Annotated in this window: 17 protein-coding genes; 8 read left to right on the top strand and 9 right to left on the bottom strand. The window is 74.9% G+C overall.

Annotated features, from left to right (window positions below; translation table 11 throughout):
• Positions 1-66: 66 nt before the first annotated feature.
• Positions 67-963 carry an alpha/beta fold hydrolase gene (locus tag HCN08_RS09320; RefSeq protein WP_167982458.1) on the top strand — a complete coding sequence of 299 codons (897 nt, stop codon included), beginning with the start codon at positions 67-69 and terminating at the stop codon, positions 961-963.
• A 214-nt stretch (positions 964-1,177) separates the two neighbouring features.
• Positions 1,178-3,151, top strand: coding sequence for a potassium transporter Kup (locus HCN08_RS09315; RefSeq protein ID WP_167982457.1), 1,974 nt, complete (start codon positions 1,178-1,180; stop codon positions 3,149-3,151).
• Between the two features lie 11 nt (positions 3,152-3,162).
• On the opposite strand, the gene HCN08_RS09310 is transcribed toward HCN08_RS09315, so the two are convergent.
• The 4 genes from HCN08_RS09310 to HCN08_RS09295 all read right to left on the bottom strand — a co-directional run bounded on the left by HCN08_RS09310 (position 3,163) and on the right by HCN08_RS09295 (position 7,982).
• On the bottom strand, positions 3,163-3,696 hold the full coding sequence (locus HCN08_RS09310) for a ferritin-like domain-containing protein (protein ID WP_167982456.1): 534 nt from the start codon (positions 3,694-3,696) through the stop codon (positions 3,163-3,165).
• Positions 3,697-3,781: 85 nt separating this feature from the next.
• The gene (locus HCN08_RS09305) at positions 3,782-5,218 is read right to left on the bottom strand and encodes a cytochrome P450 (RefSeq protein ID WP_167982455.1); all 1,437 of its coding nucleotides are present in this window, start codon (positions 5,216-5,218) and stop codon (positions 3,782-3,784) included.
• On the bottom strand, positions 5,215-6,351 hold the full coding sequence (locus HCN08_RS09300; protein WP_322974341.1) for an alpha-hydroxy acid oxidase: 1,137 nt from the start codon (positions 6,349-6,351) through the stop codon (positions 5,215-5,217). Before HCN08_RS09300 ends, HCN08_RS09305 begins: the two co-directional genes overlap by 4 nt.
• A complete protein-coding gene (locus HCN08_RS09295) occupies positions 6,348-7,982 on the bottom strand; it encodes an NAD(P)-binding domain-containing protein (RefSeq protein ID WP_322974340.1) in 1,635 nt (544 codons plus the stop codon). Before HCN08_RS09295 ends, HCN08_RS09300 begins: the two co-directional genes overlap by 4 nt.
• Before the next feature lie 174 nt (positions 7,983-8,156).
• Between HCN08_RS09295 and HCN08_RS09290 the strand changes: the two genes are divergently transcribed.
• Positions 8,157-9,734, top strand: coding sequence for a class I adenylate-forming enzyme family protein (locus HCN08_RS09290; protein WP_322974339.1), 1,578 nt, complete (start codon positions 8,157-8,159; stop codon positions 9,732-9,734).
• Positions 9,735-9,753: 19 nt separating this feature from the next.
• Here the strand turns inward: HCN08_RS09290 and HCN08_RS09285 are convergent, their stop codons facing one another.
• Both HCN08_RS09285 and HCN08_RS09280 read right to left on the bottom strand, forming a co-directional pair.
• Positions 9,754-10,530 (bottom strand): EI24 domain-containing protein, encoded by a 777-nt coding sequence (locus HCN08_RS09285; RefSeq protein ID WP_167982454.1) that lies wholly within the window; start codon positions 10,528-10,530, stop codon positions 9,754-9,756.
• Positions 10,531-10,557: 27 nt separating this feature from the next.
• Positions 10,558-11,193, bottom strand: a complete 636-nt coding sequence (locus HCN08_RS09280) for a TetR/AcrR family transcriptional regulator (protein WP_167982453.1) — start codon at positions 11,191-11,193, stop codon at positions 10,558-10,560.
• Between the two features lie 73 nt (positions 11,194-11,266).
• Between HCN08_RS09280 and HCN08_RS09275 the strand changes: the two genes are divergently transcribed.
• Positions 11,267-12,187: an ABC transporter ATP-binding protein gene (locus HCN08_RS09275; RefSeq protein WP_167982452.1), complete on the top strand. Its 921-nt coding sequence runs from the start codon at positions 11,267-11,269 to the stop codon at positions 12,185-12,187.
• A complete protein-coding gene (locus HCN08_RS09270) occupies positions 12,177-12,950 on the top strand; it encodes an ABC transporter permease (protein ID WP_167982451.1) in 774 nt (257 codons plus the stop codon). The genes HCN08_RS09275 and HCN08_RS09270 overlap by 11 nt, the downstream gene beginning before the upstream one ends.
• Before the next feature lie 36 nt (positions 12,951-12,986).
• On the opposite strand, the gene HCN08_RS09265 is transcribed toward HCN08_RS09270, so the two are convergent.
• Together HCN08_RS09265 and HCN08_RS09260 are read right to left on the bottom strand one after the other, a co-directional pair.
• On the bottom strand, positions 12,987-14,519 hold the full coding sequence (locus HCN08_RS09265) for an MFS transporter (RefSeq protein WP_407648722.1): 1,533 nt from the start codon (positions 14,517-14,519) through the stop codon (positions 12,987-12,989).
• Between the two features lie 225 nt (positions 14,520-14,744).
• Positions 14,745-15,026 carry a hypothetical protein gene (locus HCN08_RS09260; RefSeq protein ID WP_167982450.1) on the bottom strand — a complete coding sequence of 94 codons (282 nt, stop codon included), beginning with the start codon at positions 15,024-15,026 and terminating at the stop codon, positions 14,745-14,747.
• A gap of 494 nt (positions 15,027-15,520) precedes the next feature.
• Between HCN08_RS09260 and HCN08_RS36505 the strand changes: the two genes are divergently transcribed.
• From HCN08_RS36505 to HCN08_RS09245, 3 genes are read left to right on the top strand one after another with little or no spacing between them, the layout of a single operon-like run.
• A complete protein-coding gene (locus HCN08_RS36505) occupies positions 15,521-17,518 on the top strand; it encodes an ABC transporter ATP-binding protein (protein WP_167982449.1) in 1,998 nt (665 codons plus the stop codon).
• Positions 17,511-19,340: an ABC transporter ATP-binding protein gene (locus HCN08_RS36500; RefSeq protein ID WP_167982448.1), complete on the top strand. Its 1,830-nt coding sequence runs from the start codon at positions 17,511-17,513 to the stop codon at positions 19,338-19,340. The genes HCN08_RS36505 and HCN08_RS36500 overlap by 8 nt, the downstream gene beginning before the upstream one ends.
• Complete coding sequence (locus HCN08_RS09245; protein ID WP_167982447.1) at positions 19,337-20,611, top strand: helix-turn-helix domain-containing protein; 1,275 nt, start codon at positions 19,337-19,339, stop codon at positions 20,609-20,611. The genes HCN08_RS36500 and HCN08_RS09245 overlap by 4 nt, the downstream gene beginning before the upstream one ends.
• Positions 20,612-20,659: 48 nt before the next feature.
• Here the strand turns inward: HCN08_RS09245 and HCN08_RS09240 are convergent, their stop codons facing one another.
• Positions 20,660-21,553 carry a class-II aminoacyl-tRNA synthetase family protein gene (locus HCN08_RS09240; protein WP_322974337.1) on the bottom strand — a complete coding sequence of 298 codons (894 nt, stop codon included), beginning with the start codon at positions 21,551-21,553 and terminating at the stop codon, positions 20,660-20,662.
• Positions 21,554-21,620 lie beyond the last annotated feature (67 nt).

Genomic DNA, 21,620 nt, shown 5'->3' with positions numbered 1-21,620 from the left:
CCGCCCCGCACGGTGGAGCCCGGACACCGAAGCATGCGACCCGACCCGTAAAGGAAACGACACGACATGACCCCGGCCATCCCCGGCTTCACCACCACGCTGCTGCCCGGCGCCGACGGCGTGCGGCTGTCCGCCGCGGTCGGCGGCAGCGGCAGCCCCGTCGTGCTGCTGCACGGCTTCCCGCAGACGCACCTGATGTGGCGGCACGTCGCCGTACGGCTCGCCGCCGACCACACCGTGATCTGCCCCGACCTGCGCGGCTACGGCGCGAGCGACAAGCCGGCCGCCACGCACGAGGGCGTCTACGGCAAGCGCGCCATGGCCGCCGACGTCGTCGCCGTCGCGGGCGCGCTCGGCCACGACCGGTTCGCCCTCGCCGGGCACGACCGCGGCGCGCTCGTCGCCTTCCGGGCCGGCCTCGACCACCCGGAGACCGTCACCCACCTCGGCATCCTCGACGTCGTCCCCACCCTCGACATGTGGGACGTGCTGCACGGGGTGCGGGCCGCGGTCGGCTACCACCTGTTCCTGATGGCCCAGCCGCCCGGCCTGCCCGAGGCGATGATCGCCGCCAGCGCGGACGCGTTCTTCGGCTCCTTCCTCGACGCCTGGGCCGCCGACCCCGCCGATCCCGCCGCCGACGCCGCCATCCCCGACGACGTACGCCGGGCGTACCTGCGGGCGAGCGCCGCCGCCGTACCGTCGATCGTGGCCGACTACCGCGCCTCCGCCGGCGTCGACATCGCGCACGACCAGGCCGACCGCGACGCCGGCTCGCAGTTCGCGATGCCCGTCACGGTGATCCAGCAGGACTGGGGCGCGGCCCTCGGCTACGACGCCGCCGCGGTGTGGCGGGCCTGGGCGCCCGACCTGGACCACCGGCTCAGCACGTCGGGCCACTTCATGGCCGAGCAGGCCCCGGACGAGGTCACCGCCGCCCTGCGCGACCTGCTGGCCCGCTGACGGACCCGCACCGGCGCCGGATCCGCGACGCATCAGCCGGACCCGGGCGGGCAACCGGCCAGGGGGCGGCCCCGGCGCCGCCCCCTCGGGCCGCGGCGCGGGCGACGCGGCGGGCGCGCGCGGGACGCGTGCCGCCGTGTCGCGTGCCGCGCGGTATATCGTCCGGCGTGGCGCACCGGCCCCCGCCACCCCCCGTCCACGCAGGAGGAACCCCTTGGCCGACGACCGGCAGGACCGCGGGTCCGACGACACCGCGGCCCCGGGGCCGCACGGCGCCGCGGCAGCGGGCGGTGCGCGGGAGGCGGCCCGGCTGGCGGTGGTGGTCGGCGCGCTCGGCGTCGTCTTCGGCGACCTCGGCACCAGCCCCCTCTACACGCTGCAGACCCTCTTCGACCCCGACGACCCGCACCCTGTCCCGGTCTCCTCGCAGAACGTCTACGGCGTGATCTCGCTGGTGTTCTGGTCGGTCACGGTCATCGTGTCGGTCACGTACGTACTGCTGGCGATGCGCGCCGACAACGACGGCGAGGGCGGCATCATGGCCCTCATCACCCTGCTGCGCAGGTGGAACGCGCAGGGCGGCCGGCGCGCCGCGCTCGTCCTGGCCGCGCTCGGCATCTTCGGCGCGTCGCTCTTCTTCGGCGACAGCATGATCACCCCGGCGATCTCGGTGCTGTCCTCGGTGGAGGGCCTGAAGGTCGTGCAGCCGTCGCTGGCCGACGCGGTCGTACCGGTCACCGTGATCATCATCGTGGTGCTCTTCCTTGTCCAGCGGCGCGGGACCGCCGCCGTGGGGCGGGTGTTCGGGCCGGTGATGGTGCTGTGGTTCACCGCGATCGGCGCGTGCGGCGTCTCCGGCATCGCCGACCACCCCGGCATCCTCAAGGCGCTGTCGCCCGGCTACGCGCTCGGCTTCCTCTTCGGCCACTTCGGCACGGCCTTCTTCGCGATGGCCGCGGTCGTGCTGGCGGTGACCGGCGCCGAGGCGCTCTACGCCGACATGGGGCACTTCGGCCGCCGCTCCATCACCCGGGCCTGGATCTTCCTGGTGTTCCCCGCGTGCATGCTGAGCTACTTCGGGCAGGGCGCCCTCATCCTGGACGACCCGCGCCACATCAGCAGCCCCTTCTTCCTGCTGGTGCCCGGCTGGGGCCGGCTGCCGATGGTGGTGCTCGCCACCGCGGCCACCATCATCGCCGCGCAGGCCGTGATCACCGGCGCCTACTCCGTCGCCGCGCAGGCCGCCCAGCTCGGCTACCTGCCCCGGCTGCGGATCGCGCACACCTCGGAGTCGACCTACGGCCAGGTGTACGTGCCGTGGGTCAACTGGCTGCTGATGGTCTCGGTCGTCACGCTCGTGCTGGCCTTCCGCAGCTCGACCGCACTGGCCTTCGCCTACGGCATGGCGGTCACCGCGACCATCACCATCACCACCGTGCTGTTCTTCTACGTCGCCCGGTCCCGGTGGCGGACCCCGGTGTGGCTGCTGGCCGCCGGGGCGGTGCCGCTGCTCGCGTTCGACCTGCTGTTCGTGGCGGCGAACTTCACCAAGTTCGTGCACGGCGCGTGGCTGCCGCTGCTGATCGGCGTGATCGTCTTCACCGTCATGACGACATGGCAGCACGGCCGGCGGATCGTCACCGGGCAGCGGGCCCGGGTGGAGGGCCCGCTGCGGCAGTTCGTCGAGGACCTGCACCGCCGGCCCACCGCGGTGCGCCAGGTGCCCGGCACGGCCGTCTTCCTCAACCGCGACAAGGAGACCACCCCGCTGGCGATGCGGGCCAACGTCGAGCACAACCACGTCCGGCACGACCAGGTGGTGATCCTGCTGATCCAGGTCGAGCCCGTCCCGCGCGTCCCGGCCGGGGAGCGGGCCGCCGTCGACGACCTCGGCTACTCCGACGACGGCATCATCCATGTCACCCTGCGCTACGGCTACATGGAGACCCCCGACGTGCCCACCGCCCTCGCCGCGCTCGACCCCGCGCTCACCGAGGGCCCGCTGGACCTGGACAAGGCGTCGTACTTCCTGTCGAAGATCGAGCTGCGGCGGGGGCTCGCCCACACGATGCGGCCGTGGCGCAAGCGGCTGTTCATCGCGACCTCCTACATCGCCGCCGACGCCGCCGAGCACTTCGGCCTGCCGCGCGAGCGCACCGTCATCATGGGCTCCACCATCGAGGTGTGAGCCCCGCGCGGTCAGCTGCCGAGCAGGTCCAGGAGGTCGTCGGCGTGGTCCTCCTCCTCTTCGAGGATGGACTCCATGAGCCGGCGGGTCGTCGGGTCGCCGTCCCCGAGCCAGCGGATGATCTCCTGGTAGGTGGTGATGACGACCCGCTCGGCGACCAGGTTCTCGGTGAGCATCCGCTTGAGGTCGCTCTCCTCGGGCGCCACGTACTCGGTGTGCGAGCGGGTCATCAGCGTCGCCGGGTCGAAGTCGGGCTTGCCGCCCAGCTGGCTCACCCGCTCCGCCGCCCGCAGCCCGTGCTGCAGCTCCTCGCGCGCGTGCTCGGTGAACTCCGCCGCCACCTGCGCCCGGTCGATGCCGGTGGCCGCGATGGCGTTCTGCGAATACCGCAGGAAGCACACCACCTCGGTCGCGATGACGTCGTTCAGGACCGCGATGACCTGCCCCTTCTGCGCCTCGTACGTCTGGGTGACCGGCCCCTCGGCCATGTGCGCCCGCGCGTCCTCCCGGACCTTGCGCACGTCGATCTCGAACTGGTTCGCCACTGCTCCGCCTTCCGTCGCTTCCTCGGACCCCCACGCGGCTCGCCATCGTATTGACTGGATTGCCCCGATTCGCGAGACGCGCCGGTCAGTGGTACGGGCAGCCTGACGGGGCATCGGGCGGCCGGTCCGACGGGGCATCGGTCGGGTCCAGCGGGCGGCCCTGGGTGTCGTGGGCGGCGAACCAGGTCTCGGCCATGCGCAGCCGCCGGGCGTGGACCACCATCACGGTGCCCAGCGCGAACTGCAGCAGGCTGCGGGCGACGTCCTCCCAGCGGTCGCGCACGCGCAGGAAGGCCAGCACCGCGGCCGTGCCCGGCCGGGGCAGCGGGTCGGCGCGGGCGACCAGGAGGCAGGGGGCGCGGTGCGGGATCGAGCGGGTGTGGGAGACCGACGAGTGCAGGGTGAAGCGGCGCAGCACCTCCCGGGTGACCGCCCGCATCACCAGCGGGGACAGCCGCCAGGCGGGGCAGGGGCGGTTGGCCGCGATGCCGAAGGGGATGTGGTGGGCGTCCTTGGCCGACAGCAGGTCCCAGCGGGCCGGGTCGAAGACCTCGGGGTCGTCGTAGCCGGTGGCGTGGTAGGCGGGGTAGTCGAAGCACAGCACCGTCCCGGCCGGGTAGGACGCGCCGTCCCCGAGGTCGATGTCGGCGCTGGTGATCCGGTGCGCGATGCCGAACAGCGGGTACATCCGCAGCGTCTCGTTCATGACGTTGCCGAGGTAGCGGTCGTCGTCCGGGTCGGCGGCGAGCCGGCGCTGCACGTCCGGGTGCTGGGCGATCACCAGCAGCAGATGTGCCATCGCCTCGGACATCTGCACGACCGCGGTGTTGAAGTACGTGCCCTGGAGGTAGTGCGCGCGGTCCAGCGGGGTCGCCAGCTCCGCGGGCAGCCGGTGCGGCACGTCCCCGGCCGCCAGCCGCCGCAGCAGGTACGCGGTGAGCCGGCGGCGCCGCCGCATGTGCCGCAGCCGGGTGTTCTTCAGGGAGTTGACGACGTCCTCGGCGTTCGCCGTGATGAGCGCCCGCGCGTGCGGCGGGCACGGCTCGCGGAATACCAGCTCGTAGAAGAACTCCGCCCACACCGGCATCATCAGGTCCCGCAGCCGCACCAGCCTCGCGCGCCCGGTCACCCGCTCGTCGAGCACCCGCGCGGCGCACCGGGCCGCCGCCGCCGACAGGTCGGGGCTGGGGCCGGCGAGCACCGCGGTGGTGGTGCGCGCCACCGCCTCGTAGCGCGGCCCCGGCTCCAGGTGCTCCTGGTGCACCTCGGGGCCGGGCGAGAGCCAGTACCAGAACAGGTCCGACAGGCCCGCGCCCTTGCTGCGGCCGTCCGCGGCCGGATGCGCGTACAGCTCCTGGAACCGCTCCGGCCCGACGGGGCCGCCGGGGACGGTCACGCCCTCCGGCCCGTTGACCTTCTCGAAGACCTTCGCCCGCAGCGCGACCAGCTGCTTGGGCAGCCAGTACGGGCTGACCAGCGCGCCCGCGACGGCCGCCGCCGCCACCGCATGACGTATCCTCACCGCCACCGCCGCATCCCCTCCGGTCCGCGCGGGACCACCTGGTCGGGCGTCAGGTCGCGGCAGTCGCGGGCGCCGCACAGCGTCAGGACGTGCCGGGCCTGCCCGGTCAGCTCGGCCAGCACCTGCGCGACCCCCGCCTCGCCGGACGCCGCCAGCCCCCACAGCACCGGCCGCCCGACGCCCACCGCCGCCGCCCCGAGCGCGAGCGCGGCCACCACGTCGGCGCCGGACCGCACCCCGCCGTCCAGCAGCACCGGGATCCGCCCGCCGACCGCCTCGGCGACCGCGGGCAGCGCCTCCACCGCGGCGGGCACCGCGTCCAGTTGCCGCCCGCCGTGGTTGGAGACGATCACGCCGGCCGCGCCCTCGTCGGCCGCGAGCCGCGCGTCGGCCGGGTGCAGGACGCCCTTGACCCAGACCGGCAGGCCGGTGGCCGCGCGCAGCCGCCGCAGGTCCGCCCAGGACAGCTCCGGGCTCATCGCGATGTCCAGGGGCCGGCCGGGCGGGGCGCCGGGCAGGCCCAGCATGTTCTGCGTGACGTGGCCGGGCGGCAGCCGGTGGAAGTCGTTGCGGTCGTCGCGGGAGTGCCGGCCGAAGACGGGGGAGTCCGCGGTGACCACCAGGGCGGTGCAGCCGGCCTGCTCGGCCCGGCGGACCAGCGCCTCGGTGACGCCGGCGCGCGGCTGGAGGTACATCTGGAACCACACGGCCGCGTCCGCCCGCACCTCCCGTGCCGCCGCGGCGACGTCGGCGACCGCGGTCGTGGCCGCCATCGAGGTGACCATGACGGCGTCGGCCGCCGCGGCGGCCCGGGCCGTGGCGCGCTCGCCCTCGGGGTGGGCGAGGGTGTGGAAGGCGGTCGGCGCGACGAACACCGGGCCCGCCGCGGGCGCGCCGGGCAGCCGCACCGCCAGGTCCGGCGGCCCGGCGCCGCGCAGCACCCGGGGGAGCAGCGCGAGCCGGGCGAAGGCCCGCAGGTTCTCGGCCAGCGCGGTCTCCGCGCCGGCGCCGCCCTCGAAGTAGTCCCAGTGCACCGGGTCCAGCCGGGCCCTGGCCTTCTCGCGCAGCTCGCCGAGCAGGCCGCCGGGCCCGGGCACCTCCTCCGGGCCCGGCGGCCGGAACTCCGGGGTCACGACGGCCGCGCCGCCGCCGGCCGGCCCAGCGCCTGCCCGGACAGGAACCGGACCAGCGGCGCGCGGTGGACCTCCTCGCTGTCCCACTCGTTCTCCAGGTTCTCCGTGACGTGGTGCTCGCCGAGCTGCTTGCCGTCCTGCCACAGCCGCACCACCGGGTGCAGATAGCGGCTGTCGAGGCCGCCGGTGTCGGTCTGCGCGGTGCGGTCGACGGAGATGTCGAACGGGTTGACCTTGTCGTGGTCGGCGCCGTATTCGAGGGTGACCGTCAGATAGCGGTCCACCGTCCCGAACGAGCCCTCCGACACCGCCCGGTGGAGGTGGTCGACGGGCACCTCCTCCAGATACGCGGCCCCGCCCGGCACGCCGTCCGGCGCCGGTTCGCCGAGCAGCACCGCGTCACCGAGGAAGGCGAACAGCTGCCACAGCGCCGAGGTGCGGTTGACCCGCTCCAGCACCGCGTCCGCGACCGCCTCCGCGCTGACGGGCAGCTCCCGGCGCGGCCAGGGCGCCTGCTCGTAGCGCTGCTCCAGGATGCGGTGCAGCGCCCGCACCCCGTAGCGGAAGCCGTGGATGAAGCCGCTGGTGGACTTCTTGAAGTCGCGGACCTGCGTGATCGTGCCGGCGAAGAACAGATCGGGCACGTCGACCGACTCCCATGCGTCGGTCTGCGCCGGGAAGCGGTCCTTGATCGTCAGTTCCGGCCGGCAGCCGTCGTCGAAGACCGATGCGTCGAAGCGGAAACCGGTGGCAAGGATGACCCGGTCGTAGGGGATTTCCTTCACGACCTCGGCGACCCGGACGAATTTCACCGCGACCAGGTAGGGGCCGTCCGGATCCGGCCTTCTGATGGAGACGACCTCGCCGTCCAGCAGGGCGTTCTGGGATTTCAGCTGGTAGGTGTCGAGGAAGTTGTTGTTGACGGCACGCAAGTGCCCGACGAAATGCGTCTGCCATGCCAGCCTGAGCGATCCTGGGCCCACCATGTGAATGACCGCGGCGGTTTCGATGAGATTGTCCGCGGTCTCGAAGGCGGAATTCCCGCGGCCGATGATCAGCACCCGCCGGTCGGTGAAGTCCGCCGGGTCGACCGACACGTCGGTGTACGGCTCGGCCAGCTCCACACCCGGGATCGGCGGGATGTACGGGCGGGTCACACCGGTCGCCATGATCAGCCGCTTGGCCCGCAGCACCGAGCCGTCCTCGGTCTCGGCGACGAACTCGCCCGGGCCGCCGTCCTCGCCGACGGGGCGGCTGATGCGGGTGATACGGGTGCGGTAGCGGATCCGTATCCGGTGGGTCGCGGCGAAGTCCGCGAGATAGCCGACGAGGTCGTCGGCGGTCGGGAAGTAGCGCGGCGTGACGGAGGTGAACAGCGGGCTGCCCTCCTCGGAGAGCAGCGAGTTCCAGTCCGTCCGCAGGTTCAGCTCGGGGTCGTCCCAGCCGGTGTGCACCTTGTTGATCGATATCAGCGTGCGGTGCCGGGGGAATTTCGTGAAGAAGGTGCCGGGCGCCTCACCCGCCTCCACCACCAGGTAGTCGCGGCCGGCCTGTTCCAGGTAGTAACCGGCCTGAAGTCCCGCGGGTCCCGCGCCTACTACTAAGTAATCGATCCGTGCGTCGCCTGCCACGTGCCCTCCCGGCCTCCGATAGGGATGCGGCTCACCGTAGTTGAGGCTTCAAAGAGCCTTCCAGGCGTTCCGCGTGTGATCCATGTCACAGAGGTTTGGTGATTGGGTAATGCGACGGGCGGATAACTCCGCAGTGGCCGAACGGAGGGCATGATGACCATTCCGGCACAACCGGTGGAACCGGTATTCCCGCAGCCCCTGCTGGACGCGCTGGCGCGCGAACCGGAACAGCCGGCCTTTGAGTTCGAGGGCCGCCCGGTGCCGCGCGGCGAGCTGCTGGAGCTGGTCCGGCGCTGCGCCGGGCAGCTGGCCGCGGCCGGCGCCGGCCCCGGCGGCGACGCGGACGGCCAGACGCCCGTGGCGGTCACCACCGCCGTCACGCCCGCCGGCTTCGCCGCGCAGATCGCCGCCCACCTGCTCGGCTGCCGCGTCACGGGCCTGCGGCCCGGCCTGACGGACCGCCAGCTGCACGACGTGCTCGCCGGCAGCCCCGGCCTGGTGCTCGCCGACGCCACCACCCGCACCGAGGCCCTGGTGTCCGCCGCGAAGGCGGCCGGCTCCACGCTTCTGGACGTCGACCGCGACCTGGTCGCCGCCGGCTCACCGCCGGGACCCGTGCCCGACCGGCCCGCAGCCCCGCTGCCCGCACCCCGCGGCCGGGCCGCCGACGTCGCCCTGATCACCCTCACCAGCGGCAGCACCGGCCGCCCCAAGGGCTGCGCCCAGACCTACCGGGCCCTCAGCCGCGCCTGGTCCTGGGGCCCGCGCGAGAACTGGAGCGACCGGGCCCGCGAACTCGCCGCCGGCTACCGGCGGTTCCTGGTCTTCGGCACCCTGACCAGCGCCGTCATGCTGGAACACCTCGCGCTCAGCCTGATCGACGGCGGCACCGCCGTCATACCCGAAGGACCGGTGTCCTTCCCGCACACCTGGCAGCGCCACCGCGTCACCGGCTGCCTGTGCACCGTCCCGCGCCTCTACCAGGTCCTCGACACGCTGCGGACCGAGGACGTCGACACCAGCGCGCTGCGCGCCCTGCTCGTCGCCGGCTCGCCCCTGCCGCCGCACCGCCTCGCCGAGGCCACCGCACGGCTCGGCCCGGTGGTCTACCAGGGCTACGGCCAGACCGAGACCGGCATGCTCACCCTGCTGACCCCCGGCGACCAGCGGGAGCTGGGCGAGCGGGCACTGGACGCCGTCGGCAGCCCGATGCCCGGCGTGGACCTGGAGGTCCGCGACGCCGAAGGCCGCCCGCTGCCCGCCGGCGGGGTCGGCGAGGTGTGGGTGCGCACACCCGGCGCCATGTCCGGCTACTGGCAGGACCCCGAGCAGACCGCCGAGGTCGTCCAGGACGGCTGGATCAGGACCAGGGACCTGGCCGCCCTCGGCGAGGACGGCTTCCTGCGGCTGGTCGGCCGGGCCCGCGACGTCGTCTTCGTCAACGCCATCCTGTACTACGCCGGCGCCATCGAGTCCGCACTGGCCGCCCACCCCGACGTCGACCAGGCGTACGTCGTCGCCGCGCCCGACGAGCACACCGGGGAGGCCGCGCACGCCTTCGTCGTCCCCGCCCGCCTCGGCGCCGCCCCCGACCCCGACGAGCTGCGGGCCGCCGTCCTCGCCGAACTCGGCGCCGGCGCCGTCCCGGCCACCATCACCGTCCTGGACACCGTCCCCGTCGCCCCCAGCGGCAAGCCCGACAAGAAGGCCCTCCTCGCCCGCCTCACCGCACCGCCGGCGGACCCCGCCTGAACCAGAGGGGCCGCGCCGGTCAGTCGCCGGGCTCGGCGGCCGGCCGGCCGGGCGGCGCGGCCGGCGGGACGAGCTCGCGGGCCAGCAGCGTCGCGCCGGCGACCGCGCCGGGCATCAGCACGACCGCCGCGAAGGGGACGAGGAACGCCAGCGCGAGCGGCACGCCGAAGCCGAGGACCAGCGGGAGGCGGGCCCGCATCAGGCGCAGCCGGGCCCGCAGGGCGATGTCGCGGCGCTGCATCGGCACCGCGGCGAGCTCCACGGTGAGGAAGAAGCCGGAGACGCAGAAGCCGAGGGCGGGGACGACGGTCTGGCCGACGGCGGGCACGAAGCCGAGCGCGAACAGCACGACGGCGAAGGCGGCGACCCGCAGCAGGACGCGCACGCTGTCCCGTACCCCGGTCCACAGCTCCCGCAGGAACGGGCGGTCCGGCGGATCGGGCGCGTCGCCCTGCGAGACGTCCACCCGGTGGGCGAGGGATTCGTAGAACGGCTGCCCCACCAGCAGTGTCACCGCCGTGAAGGACAGCACCGCCAGCAGCAGCCCGCCGCCGATCACCACCGCGGTCAGCAGGTCGCGGAACAGCCCGCGCCACACCGCGGCCCAGTCGTCGGCGAACGGCGTCGCCCACCGCGCGAGGTCGTCCGACCAGACCACCAGCGCGACCAGCGCGGCGACGTAGCCGGCGAAGGCGATGAGCGCCGGCAGCATCCCGAACCGCCAGTCCCGCCCGTGCCGCAGCACCCAGCGCTGCCCGCGCACCAGCAGCGCCAGGCCCCTCCCGAGATCGCCCATGCCGCGGATCCTATGGTGTACGCCCGTTCAGCCGCGGGCGGCCACCGACTCCACCAGGCGCACCAGGTCGTCGAGGTCGGCGGCGAACTCCGCGTCCCAGTCGACCGGCGGGTCCAGCCAGGCGGCGACCCGCGCGTGGCCGGGCAGGCCCCCCTCGGGCAGCCGGCCGCGGCGGCCCCGCGGGTCGAGGGTGCCCGGGCCGAACCGGCCGCCGGCCTCGGAGGCGATCCAGCCGAGCACATACGTGCTCACCAGCCGCTCCACCCGCGGCACCTGGGCCGGCGGCACGCCGGCGTCGAGCAGCGCGCGGTAGAGCAGGTCCACCAGCAGGACCGCGTCGGGCGTCACCGCGGGCCGGGAGAAGAGCAGCGTGGTGGCCCACGGGTGGCCGGCCGACAGCCCCCGCGCGGTGTCGGCGAAGGCCCGCAGCCGGGTGCGCCAGTCGGCGGCACCGGCCATCTCCGGCGACGCCTGCGTCACGGTGGACAGCAGCCGGCCGAGCATCGCGTCGAGCAGCCCCGCCTTGTCCCGGACGTGCGGATACAGGGCCATCGGCGTGACGCCCACCGCCTGGGCGACCGCCCGCATCGACACCCCCGCCAGGCCCCGCTCGTCGGCGAGGGCCAGGGCGGCGTCCAGGATCTCTTCCCGTTTCCCGGTCATGGCTCTACACTGTAGATCTATACGGTGTAGATCATTTAGCGGACGGGTTCACGGACGGGGAGGTGGCCGCGCGATGCTGACACTGCGCGACCTGCGCAAGACGTACGACGGCCGGCCGGTGCTGGACGGCTTCGGCCTGACGGTCCGGCCGGGGGAGGTCGTCGGGCTCATCGGGCACAACGGCGCCGGCAAGACGACCGCCGTCGAGATCGCCACCGGCCTGACCCGCGCCGACAGCGGCAGCGTGCGGGTGTGCGGGATCGACGCGCTCGCCCGGCCCCGCGAGGCCCGCGCGCTGCTCGGCGTGGCCCCGCAGGAACTGGCCCTCTACCCCGGCCTGACGGTGCGTGAGCACCTGCGGCTCTTCGCCGGCCTGGCCGGGCTGGGCCGGGCGGCGGCGGTGCGCGCGGTCCGGCGGACCGCGGCCGAGCTGCTGCTCACCGACGTCCTGGACCGCCGCTGCGGGGTGCTCTCCGGCGGGCAGCGCAGACGCGCGCAGGCCGCCGCCGCGCTCGTCGGCGGCCCGCCGGTGCTGCTGCTCGACGAGCCGACCGCGGGCGCCGACCCGCAGACCCGCGCCGCCCTGCTGGCCGCCGTCAGGGCCCGCGCCGCCGAGGGCGCCGCCGTCCTCTACACCACGCACTACCTGCCCGAACTGGTCGACCTCGACGCGACGCTGGCCGTCGCCCGGGCCGGCCGCGTCGTCGCCAGGGGCTCGCGCGCCGAGCTGACCGCCGCACTGCCCGGCGAGATCCAGCTGACCCTCGACCCGGCGCTGCCCCGCCCGGACCTGCCCGCCCCGCTCGCCGCCCGCACCCGGCCGCTCGGCGCGGACCGGCTGCGTATCGCCACCCGCAACCCGCCGGCCGACCTCGCCGCGCTGCTGGCCGCCGGCTGCGCCCCCACCGCCGTCGACGTCCGCCGCCCCGACCTCGACACGCTGTACGCGTCGCTCGCCGCGGCCACCCCGCGGGAGGCCCGCGATGCGGCCTGACGCCCAGCCCGGACGGGGCGGGCCGGGCCGCGCCGGGCTGCTGGTGCGGCACAACACCCTTCTGCTGCTGCGCGACCCCGGCCCGCTGGTCGGCCGGCTGGTGATGCCCGTCGTGGTGATGCTCGCCCTGCGCCCGCTGTACGTCGCCGCCGAGGGGCCGGCCGGGGCGGGGCAGGCAGCGATCGGGGCGCTGGTGACCTTCTCGCTGCTGGCGCTCTCGATCGTGGGCGGCTCGATCCTGTCCGAGCGGGTCTGGCACACCTGGGACCGGCTCCGGGTGGCGCCGGTGCGGCCGGTCGAGCTGCTGGTCGGCAAGGCGGTGCCGGTCCTCGGCGTGCTCGCCGTCCAGCAGGCCGTCGTCCTCACCGTGGGCGTGGCCTTCTGCGGGGTGAGCGTCCGCTCGCCCGGCCTGCTGGCCGCCGCCTGCGCCGCCTGGGGCCTGACGCTGCTCGGGATGGGCAGCGCCGTGGGCGTCACCGCGCGCAGCTTCGGCCAGTTGAGTGCGACCTTCGACGTCGGCGGGTTCTGCCTGACGACCGTCGGCGGCGCCATGGTGCCGCTGGCCGTGCTGCCCGGGTGGGTCCGGGACATCGCCCCGGCCTCGCCCGGCTACTGGGCGGCCACGACCATGCGGCACGCCGCGGCGGGCCAGGCGGCGCAGACGCTGCGGGGGGTCGCGGTGCTGCTCGCGGTCGCCGCGGCCTGCGGGGCCGTCGCCGTATGGCGGGTCCGCCGCGGCTGGGGACGGGCGCAGGCGGGGTAGGTGGGGAGTCCCGCGGCGGCGACCCGGGCCGGGGGCTCAACGGCCGCTCTGCTGCCGGCCGGCGTCCCGCTCCCGGCCTGGTCCCGGGCCGTCCGCGCCCTGCGGGACGTTGGACGGCCCGGTGAAGACGTCGGTGAGGGCCACGGCGAGCGCCAGCACCGCAAGGCCCGCCGAGGTCAGCAGGCCCGTCTTGAAGCCGGCGGCCCAGTCGGGGTGGGCCCCGCCGGCCTTGGAGAAGAAGACCGAGCCGACCGCGGCGATGCCGATCGCCGAGCCGATCCGCTGCGCGGTCTGGAGCACCCCGCCGGCGCTGCCCGCCCGGTCCACGGGCACCTCGCTGAGGGTCAGCGTCTGGTTCGGCGAGATCGTCAGCCCGCTGCCGACCCCGGCGAAGAGCAGCGGCAGCGCGATCGCGAAGCCCACCGACCGGTTGTCGTCCAGTTGCACCGCGAGCGTCGCGCCGAGCAGCCCGACGACCACCATGCACAGCCCGCCGGCCACCAGCGGGCGCCCGATCCGGGTCACGATCCGCCCGCCGACCGCCGCCGCGGCGCCGGACCCCAGGGCGAACGGCATGATCGACAGGCCCGCCTCCAGGGCGCTGTAGCGCATCCCGTTCTGCAGGAAGAGGGTCAGCACGAAGAAGATCGCCGTGAACCCGGCGAAGTACAGCAGCGACAGCAGCGTGCCCAGGCCGTACGAGCGGCGGCGGAAGAGCGCGAGGTCCACCAGCGGCTCCCGGCGCCGCCCGTGGTGCCGCTCCCAGCCGACGAAACCGGCCAGCACCAGCACGGCCGGCACGAGCAGCAGCCACTTCTGCGTACCCGGCCACTCGCGCTGCTGGACGAACGGCAGCAGCAGGACCACCGTCCCGGCGCCGAGCAGCAGCACCCCGACCGGGTCAAGGCTGCCGCGGGCGCCGCGCTCGCCCCGGCCGGCCGCGTGGCGGGGGAGCAGCCGGTGGGCCAGCGGCAGCAGCACCAGCCCGATCGGCAGGTTGACGTAGAACACCCAGCGCCAGCCCTCGTGCGCGCCGAAGAGCTGGATGAGCACCCCGCCCAGCAGCGGCCCGAGCGCCGTCGACACCCCGACCGTGGCGCCGAGCATGCCGAAGGCACGGCCGCGCTCGGCGCCGCGGAACATCTGCTGGATGAAGCCGGACACCTGCGGCACCAGCAGCCCGCCGGCGACACCCTGGAGCAGCCGGGTGCCGACCAGCCAGACCTCGTTCTGCGACGCGCCGGCCAGCGCGCTCGCGACGGTGAACAGCGACAGCCCGACCAGGAACATCACCCGCCGGCCGTGCAGGTCCCCCAGCCGCCCGGCCGGCACCAGCATCAGGCCGAACGCGAGGGCGTAACCGGACAGCACCCACTGCAGACCGCTCTGCGACGCCCCGATCCCGGTGCGGATGGACGGCAGCGCGACGTTGACGATGCTGACGTCCAGCAGTGTCATGAAACTCGCCGTCAGGCACACCGCGAGCGCCCGCCACCGGGAGTCGCCGCCGCTGCCGTCCTTGTCCTTGTCCTTGCCCTGCCGCGCGCCGCGGCCTCCTCTGACACGGATCGAGGCCACCGGGCGGGTCCCCTCTCGTCGCACCACTCGTCGGATCGTCGCCACGTCCCGCCCGCCGGCCGCCACTGCGGGACGAGCCACCGGCCCGGCGCGGCATCCGCCGCATCATATGCGGAAAGTCCGGATTTTACGGGTCAGGCCGGGCGATGGCGGCCCGGCGCACATGCGACGCGTCGACGAGGAGTGCTCGGGGGTGCCGGGGTGTGCAGGGGAATGTCAGGGCGTCAGGATCCACAGGGCGAACGAGCCGGCGGGGCCGGCCAGGCAGGAGAAGTTGACCGCCTGGCCGCTGGTCACCTTCTGGTTGCCGACGTAGACGCAGATCCAGTCCAGCGGGTAGGTCTCGCCGGTGTTCACCCACGCGCCGGTGGCCGGGCGCGCGGTGGCGGCGGGAGGTGCGACCGTCGCCGCGCCCGCCGTGGCGGCGAGGCCGCCGGCGGCCACCGGTGCGGCGGTCAGTGCGAGGGTCAACGCGGTGGCAGTGCTGAGTCTCCGCATGGCGATGAGCCTTCCGTGAGGGGGATGTCCGGGGACTTTGCCGGGAGGTGCCACGTGCCCGCCCAGGCTAGCCGAGAGCGCTCTCACGCAGAACGCCCCCGGCGCCGCCCCCGCCTGACGCCGGGTCCGGGAGCCGGCCCGCCGGGCGCGGCACGCTCCTGTGTTACGAACGGCGCTCGAAATTTTCGGACGCCCGATCCGCTGACCATCCGGAAGTTTCCGCTGCCGGTGACGGCCTCTTTCGCGGTGACGGGCGGCATCGGGTGATCCGAGGCGGTATTGACACCGTGTGGGATTGCTCATAAGTTGCCGCTCGCTGTCGGAATCATTCCGAAAGTTTCGGCTCGCCGGTGTGCCCGGCGCGCCGAGTCCCGAGCATGTGCGCCTCCGCGCACTTCCACGCACCTCCCCCTGCACCTCTCCGCACCTCCACGCATCTCGCGCACGGCCGAACGCACCCCCCACGCTGCCCGACCGCACGCAAGGACCTCACCGTGTCACCTAGGTTGCGCATCCCGCCCGCACTCGCCGGAACGGCCGCCCTGGTGCGGCTGCTTCCCCGGATCAGCCGCACCAGGGCCGCCTGGGGCCTGGCCGGGCTGGTGGTCGTCTCGCTGCTGCCCACCGTCGTCGCGGTGGCGACCGGCCTGCTCATCGGCGCGGTGCCCGACGCGCTGCGCGACGGGCTGTCCTCGCCCGCGGGGCGGCACCTGTTCACCCTGCTCGGCTTCACCGGCGCCCTGGTCGTCCTCCAGCAGTGCCTGCCGCCGCTGGTGAGCGCGCTGGCCGACACCCTCGGCCGCGACGCCGACCGGTTCCTGCAGCAGGAGGCGCTCGCCGCGGTCGGCCGCCCCGACCGGGTCGACCACCTGTCGGACCCCGGCGTGCTGGCGGCGCTGCGGGTGGTGCGCGGCCTCGGCGTCGCCGACAACGGCCGCCCCAGCCAGGCCGTCGCCGCGCTCGCCTATGTGCTGCCCGCGTGGCTGCGGGCGCTCACCGGCGCGGCCGTGCTGCTCGCCTTCCACTGGTGGCTCGGCCTGCTGTGGCTCGCCGCCTGGCCGCTGGCGGTGCACTTCATGCAGCGCGAGTACTTCCGGGTCGGCGAGCTCGCGTTCGGCCGCAGCAAGGCCCTGGAGGAGGCCGAATACCTGCGCGACCTCGCCGTCACCGCCGGGCCCGCCAAGGAACTGCGGCTGTGGGGCTTACTGGAATGGCTGACGGCCCGCTTCGAGACGACCTGGCGCTCGGCCATGGAACCCGTCTGGCGCGGACGCCGCCCCCGCGCCCGGCTCATCGCCGCCACCACCGGCATGCTCGGCGCGGTCAACCTGCTCTCGTACGGGCTGCTCGCGTGGGCCGCGGCCCACCACCACCTGGGCCTGGCCGCCATCGCGGTCTACACGCAGGCCCTCGCGCTCGCCAACAACTACACCGCCTTCGACGACCAGAACGCCCAGCTCGCCTTCGCCGCCGCCGCTGTCCCGCACGTCCTGGCGCTCGGCGACCGCGCCGAAGACGACCCGCAGCCCGGCCCGGCACAGCCCGGCTCCGCGCGGCCCGCGCCCCCGCCCGCCGAGGCCATCCGCTACCGCGCGGTCGCCCTGCGGTATCCCGGCACCGACCGCAGCGCCCTGCGCCGGGTCGACCTCACCATCCCGGTCGGCCGCTCGCTCGCGATCGTCGGCGACAACGGCGCCGGCAAGAGCTCCCTGGTCAAGCTGCTGTGCGGGCTGCACGCGCCGACCGCGGGACGTATCGAGGTGGACGGCCGCGACCTGCGCGACATCGACCCGCGGCAGTGGCGCCGGCATGTCAGCGTGCTCTTCCAGGACTTCGCCCGCTACCACCTCAGCGCCGCCGACAACATCACCCTCGGCGCGCCCCACCGCGCCGCCGACCGCGACCTCATGCGGGCCGCCGCCGACAGCGCCGGCATCCTGCCGCTCATCGAGTCGCTGCCCCACGGCTGGGACACCGTGCTGTCCCCCGGCTACACCGGCGGCACCGACCTGTCCGGCGGGCAGTGGCAGCGCGTCGCCCTGGCCCGCGCCCTGTTCGCCGTCCAGGCCGGCGCCCGCGTCCTCGTCCTCGACGAACCCACCGCGGCCCTCGACATCCGGGCCGAGGCCGAGATCTACGACCGCTTCCTCGACCTCACCGCGGGCCTGACCACCGTGCTGATCTCGCACCGCTTCTCCACCGTGCGCCGGGTGGACAGGATCGTGGTCCTGGACCACGGCGAGGTCGCCGAGGAGGGCAGCCACGACGAACTCATGCTGCTCGGCGGCACGTACGCCCGGATGTTCCGCATCCAGGCCGAGCGGTTCGCCCGCCCCGAAAGCCCGGAGAGCCCCGAAGGCCCGGACGACCCCGGCAGCACCGACAGCCTGGACGGCCCGGACGACCCCGGCAGCCCCGGCGCCGCCCCCGTCACCGTCCCGGACGCCGTGCCGGCCGGCGACGCCCTGGACGCGGAGGCCCCCCGTGCGTGACACCTTGCGCTCCTACGCCGCCCTGATGGGCATCGGCTTCCGCGCCGCCCCCTGGCACGCGACCTGCCAGCTCCTGACCGGCATCGTCTCCGCCGTGTCGTTCCCGATCGGCGCCCTCGGCGCCAAGATCATCGTCGACTCCGCCCGCTCCGGCGACCTGCACGCCGCGCTCGGCGCCGCGCTGCTGCTCGGCGCCGTCTGCGCCGGCGCGCTCGCCTCCGTCTTCTACTACGTGCACTGCCTGTTCACGGTGCAGGAGCGCGCCGGGGCCGTCGCCACCCGGGAGCTCATGGCGCTGGTCGGCGGCACCGACGGGCTCGCCCACCACGAGAGCCCGGACTACCAGGACCAGGTCCAGCGCATCCGCGAGGAGCAGGGACAGCTGGCCGGCATGGTCAACGCCACCGCCGGCGTCGTCCGGGTGACCGCCACGCTCGCCGTGACCGCCGTGCTGCTCGTCGGCATCGACCCCTGGCTGCTGTTCCTGCCGCTGCTCGCGCTGCCCTCGCTGTGGCTCGGCAAGGTCCGCCGCGACCTGCGCAAGCGCGCGGACGAGGAGACCAGCGAGGCCGAACGGCTGCGCCGGCACCTGTTCGAGCTGGGGACCTCGCCCGACTACGGCGCGGAACTGCGGGTCTTCGGCCTCACCGACGTCCTCGGCGCCCGCCACCGCGCCGTCGCAGAACAAGTAGCCCGGCGCCGCAACCGCGCCGACTGGGGCGCCGCGGGCCTCGCCGCGGTCGACGGCCTGGTCACCGCGCTGGGCTACATCGGCGCGATCACGCTGGTGCTGCTGCTGGTCGTGCACCGGCACGCGACCGCGGGCGACGTCGTCCTCGTCGTCGGCCTCGCCGGCCAGATGAGCGCCACCGTCGGCACCGCCGTCAACTACGGCACGTACTTCCTGCAGATCCTCACCGTCGGACGCCGCTTCACCTGGCTGCGCCGCTACGCCGCCGACGAGCGGCGGGCCGCCGGCGCCGCCCGCGCCCAGGCCGCACCACCCGGCGGCGCCGCGGCGCCGCCGCAGCTGCCCGCGCGGCTGCGCGAGGGCATCGAGCTGCGGGACGTGCACTTCGGCTACACCGGCGGTGGCCGCACCCGCGAGGTGCTGCGCGGGGTGGACCTGCGCCTGCCGCCCGGCTCCGTCGTCGCCCTCGTCGGGGACAACGGCGCCGGCAAGTCGACACTGGTCAAGATGCTGTGCGGGTTCTACCGCCCCGACCGCGGGACGATCCTCGTCGACGGCACCGACCTGGCCGCCCATCCTGCCGCGGCCTGGCGCGACCGGTGCGCGGGCGCCTTCCAGGACTACGCCCGGCTGGAGTTCACCGTCCGGGAGAACGTCGGCGTGGGCGACCTGCCCAGGATCGCCGACCGCGACGCGGTGGCCGCGGCGATCGACCGCGGCGGCGCCACCGCCACCGTCGCCGCCCTGCCCGCCGGCGACGCCACCCGGCTCGGCACCCGCTGGCCGGACGGCGTGGACCTGTCCGGCGGGCAGTGGCAGAAGCTCGCGCTCGCCCGCGGCCTGATGCGCGAGCAGCCCCTGCTGCGGGTCTTCGACGAACCCACCGCCGCGCTCGACGCGCACACCGAGCACGCCCTGTTCGAGCGGTTCGCCGCCGCCGCCCGCGAGGGCCGCGACACCGGCGGCATCACCGTGCTGGTCTCCCACCGCTTCTCCACCGTCAGCATGGCCGACCTGATCGTCGTCCTCGACGGCGGCCGGATCACCGAGACCGGGACCCACCGCGAGCTCGTCGCGCTGGGGGGGACGTACGCCGAGCTGTACGCCCTGCAGTCCAGGGGCTACCGGTGAACGCCGGCCGGTCCACGTTGCGGACCGAGGTCCCGCACCCGCTGACGGCCCGCCGGCTGGTGGAGCTGCGCACCTCGCGCGGCTGGACGCAGGAGCAGCTGGCCGAGCACTCCGGGCTGAGCGTGCGCACCATCCGCAACCTCGAACTCGGCCGGGTCCTCAACCCCCGCCGCTCCTCCCTCGACCTGCTCGCCCAGGCCCTCGACGTCGACGACGCCCGGGAACCGCCGCCGGACGACCGGCCCGGCGAGGGCGTGCCCTGGCACGGCCCGCGCCCGCCGGCCGGCAGCGTCGTGGGCGACCTGGCCGAACGCGAACGGCTCGCGCACGCGGTGCGGATCGACCGGCTCACGACCTTCCTGGGCCCCGGCGGCGTGGGCAAGACCCGGCTCGCCCTCGACACCGGCGCGCGGCTGTCGCGGCACTTCCCCGACGGCGTCGTGGTCGTCGAGCTCGGCGACCTGCCCCCCGAGCGGGTCCCGCACGGCGACCGGACGGCCGTCGTGCTGCGCCGGGTGCTGCGGCACCTGGACACCCACACCGCCGCCGCGCCGGACGACGGGCACCACCGCGACCCGCGCTTCCTGGTGGTCCTCGACAACGCCGAGCACATCCCCGAGACCACCGTCGGGGCCTCCCGCTACCTGCTGGCCGCCCACCCCGGCATGCACATCGTCATCACCGCCCGCCGGCGGCTGACCGAACGGCTCGGCATCAACCAGGAGATCAGGCCGCTGCCGGTGGACGGCGCCGGCCCCGGCGCCCCGGCGCCCGCGGTGGAACTGCTGCTACGGCACATCGGGCCGCACGCCGGGGCCGACCACGACCCGGCGTCGGTCACCGAGCTGTGCCGCCGGCTCGGCGGCCTGCCGCGCTACCTGGAGTTCGCCGCCGAGCGGCTGCGCACCATCCCGGTGCGGGTGCTGCTGGCCGACGGCCCGAGCGTGGACCTGCTGCGGTCCAACGACCACGCCCTGCTGCGCCACCAGCGCTCGGTCGCCGAGGGCATCCGGTGGACGCTGGACCTGCTGACCGAGGACCACCGCTCGGTGCTGGCCTGGATGGCCGCGTCCATGGCCCGCCGCTGGTTCACCCTCGACGACGTGGCCGCGCACGCCGGGCCCGGCTTCCCCGCGGCGGTGAACCCGCTGCTGCCCTTCCCCGACCTGCTGGACACCTCGCTGGTGGTGTGCGACCCGCAGCACCGCTACCGCTACCGGCTCGCGCCCTACGTCGCCGACGTCCTGCGCGAACCGGCCGACGCCCGCTGAGCGGCCGTACCCGACCCGGTACGTACGGCCGCTCCCGGCACGCCAGCATCAGCCGAACGGCGGCCAGTCCGCCAGGGCGTCGCCGTGCGCGTGCACCAGCGCCAGCACGATGCGCTCCAGGCCGAAGGCCGCGCAACTGCTGTGCGCCCAGCCGCCGGACGGCGAGCCGATGGCGAAGCGCTGGCCCAGGTGGTCGCGGTGCAGGTTCACCGACGCGATCGCCGTGCCCGGGTCGCCGGCGTGCACCGGGGCGACGAATTCGTACTTCAGGTTCTGCTGGAGCTGGCTGGAGCGCATGAAGCGGGCGCCCGGGCCGAAGAACGGGTCGCTCGCCGTCTGCACGGCGACGTCCACCCCGAGGCCGGCGAACAGCGTGCGGCAGCGCTCCAGCCAGTCCTGCTGCCAGCCGAGCGCGGTCTCCTCCGCGCCCACCGCGACGAACTCGCGCATCCGGAACGAGCGGAACCTGCCGACCTCGCTGGTCGCCTCGTGCCGGTAGCAGGAGGCGGCGACGTCGAAGTACCGCGGGGCGTCCGGCGTGCTGTCGGCGAGGGTGGGATAGACGCTGTAGCAGGCCGCCGGGGCGAGCACCGTGTCGGTGGGGACGCGCGCGTCCTCGCCGAGCCCCGCGTCCTCGGCGGTGTCGGCGGCCAGGGCGTGGACCGAGCCGAGCAGGTGCGGGAAGGCGGCGGCGTACTCGGCGCGCTCGATCTGCGCGCGCGGCACCACCGGCGGGTGCCAGGACGGCCCCGGCGTGCCGTGCGGGTGCGCGGCGGTCAGGGCGCCCTGGACGCGCGCGAGGGCGGCCTCGAAGCGGGCGGTGAAGCCGAGGACCCCGGCGACGCCGGTGGGCAGCAGCCAGCCGGCCGCGACCAGCCGGTCGGGGGACGCGCCCGGACGCGTGTCGCCGGCCGCCGGCTCCGCCGTGGTGGGCACGGTCACAACTCATCAGCTCCTTCGACGGCCGCCGCGGCACTGCGCGTCCGGCACTCGGGGTGGGTGCGGCACT

Origin of the sequence: Actinacidiphila epipremni, assembly GCF_012034175.1 — a bacterium.
Taxonomy (GTDB): domain Bacteria; phylum Actinomycetota; class Actinomycetes; order Streptomycetales; family Streptomycetaceae; genus Actinacidiphila; species Actinacidiphila epipremni.
This window is presented reverse-complemented; position numbering and strand designations above follow the sequence as displayed.

Coding starts and splice junctions, on each gene's coding strand:
- HCN08_RS09320 (WP_167982458.1), top strand. CDS start 67: ATGACCCCGGCCATCCCCGGCTTCACCACCACGCTGCTGCCCGGCGCC.
- HCN08_RS09285 (WP_167982454.1), bottom strand. CDS start 10,530: ATGGGCGATCTCGGGAGGGGCCTGGCGCTGCTGGTGCGCGGGCAGCGC.
- HCN08_RS09280 (WP_167982453.1), bottom strand. CDS start 11,193: ATGACCGGGAAACGGGAAGAGATCCTGGACGCCGCCCTGGCCCTCGCC.
- HCN08_RS09275 (WP_167982452.1), top strand. CDS start 11,267: ATGCTGACACTGCGCGACCTGCGCAAGACGTACGACGGCCGGCCGGTG.
- HCN08_RS09270 (WP_167982451.1), top strand. CDS start 12,177: ATGCGGCCTGACGCCCAGCCCGGACGGGGCGGGCCGGGCCGCGCCGGG.
- HCN08_RS09260 (WP_167982450.1), bottom strand. CDS start 15,026: ATGCGGAGACTCAGCACTGCCACCGCGTTGACCCTCGCACTGACCGCC.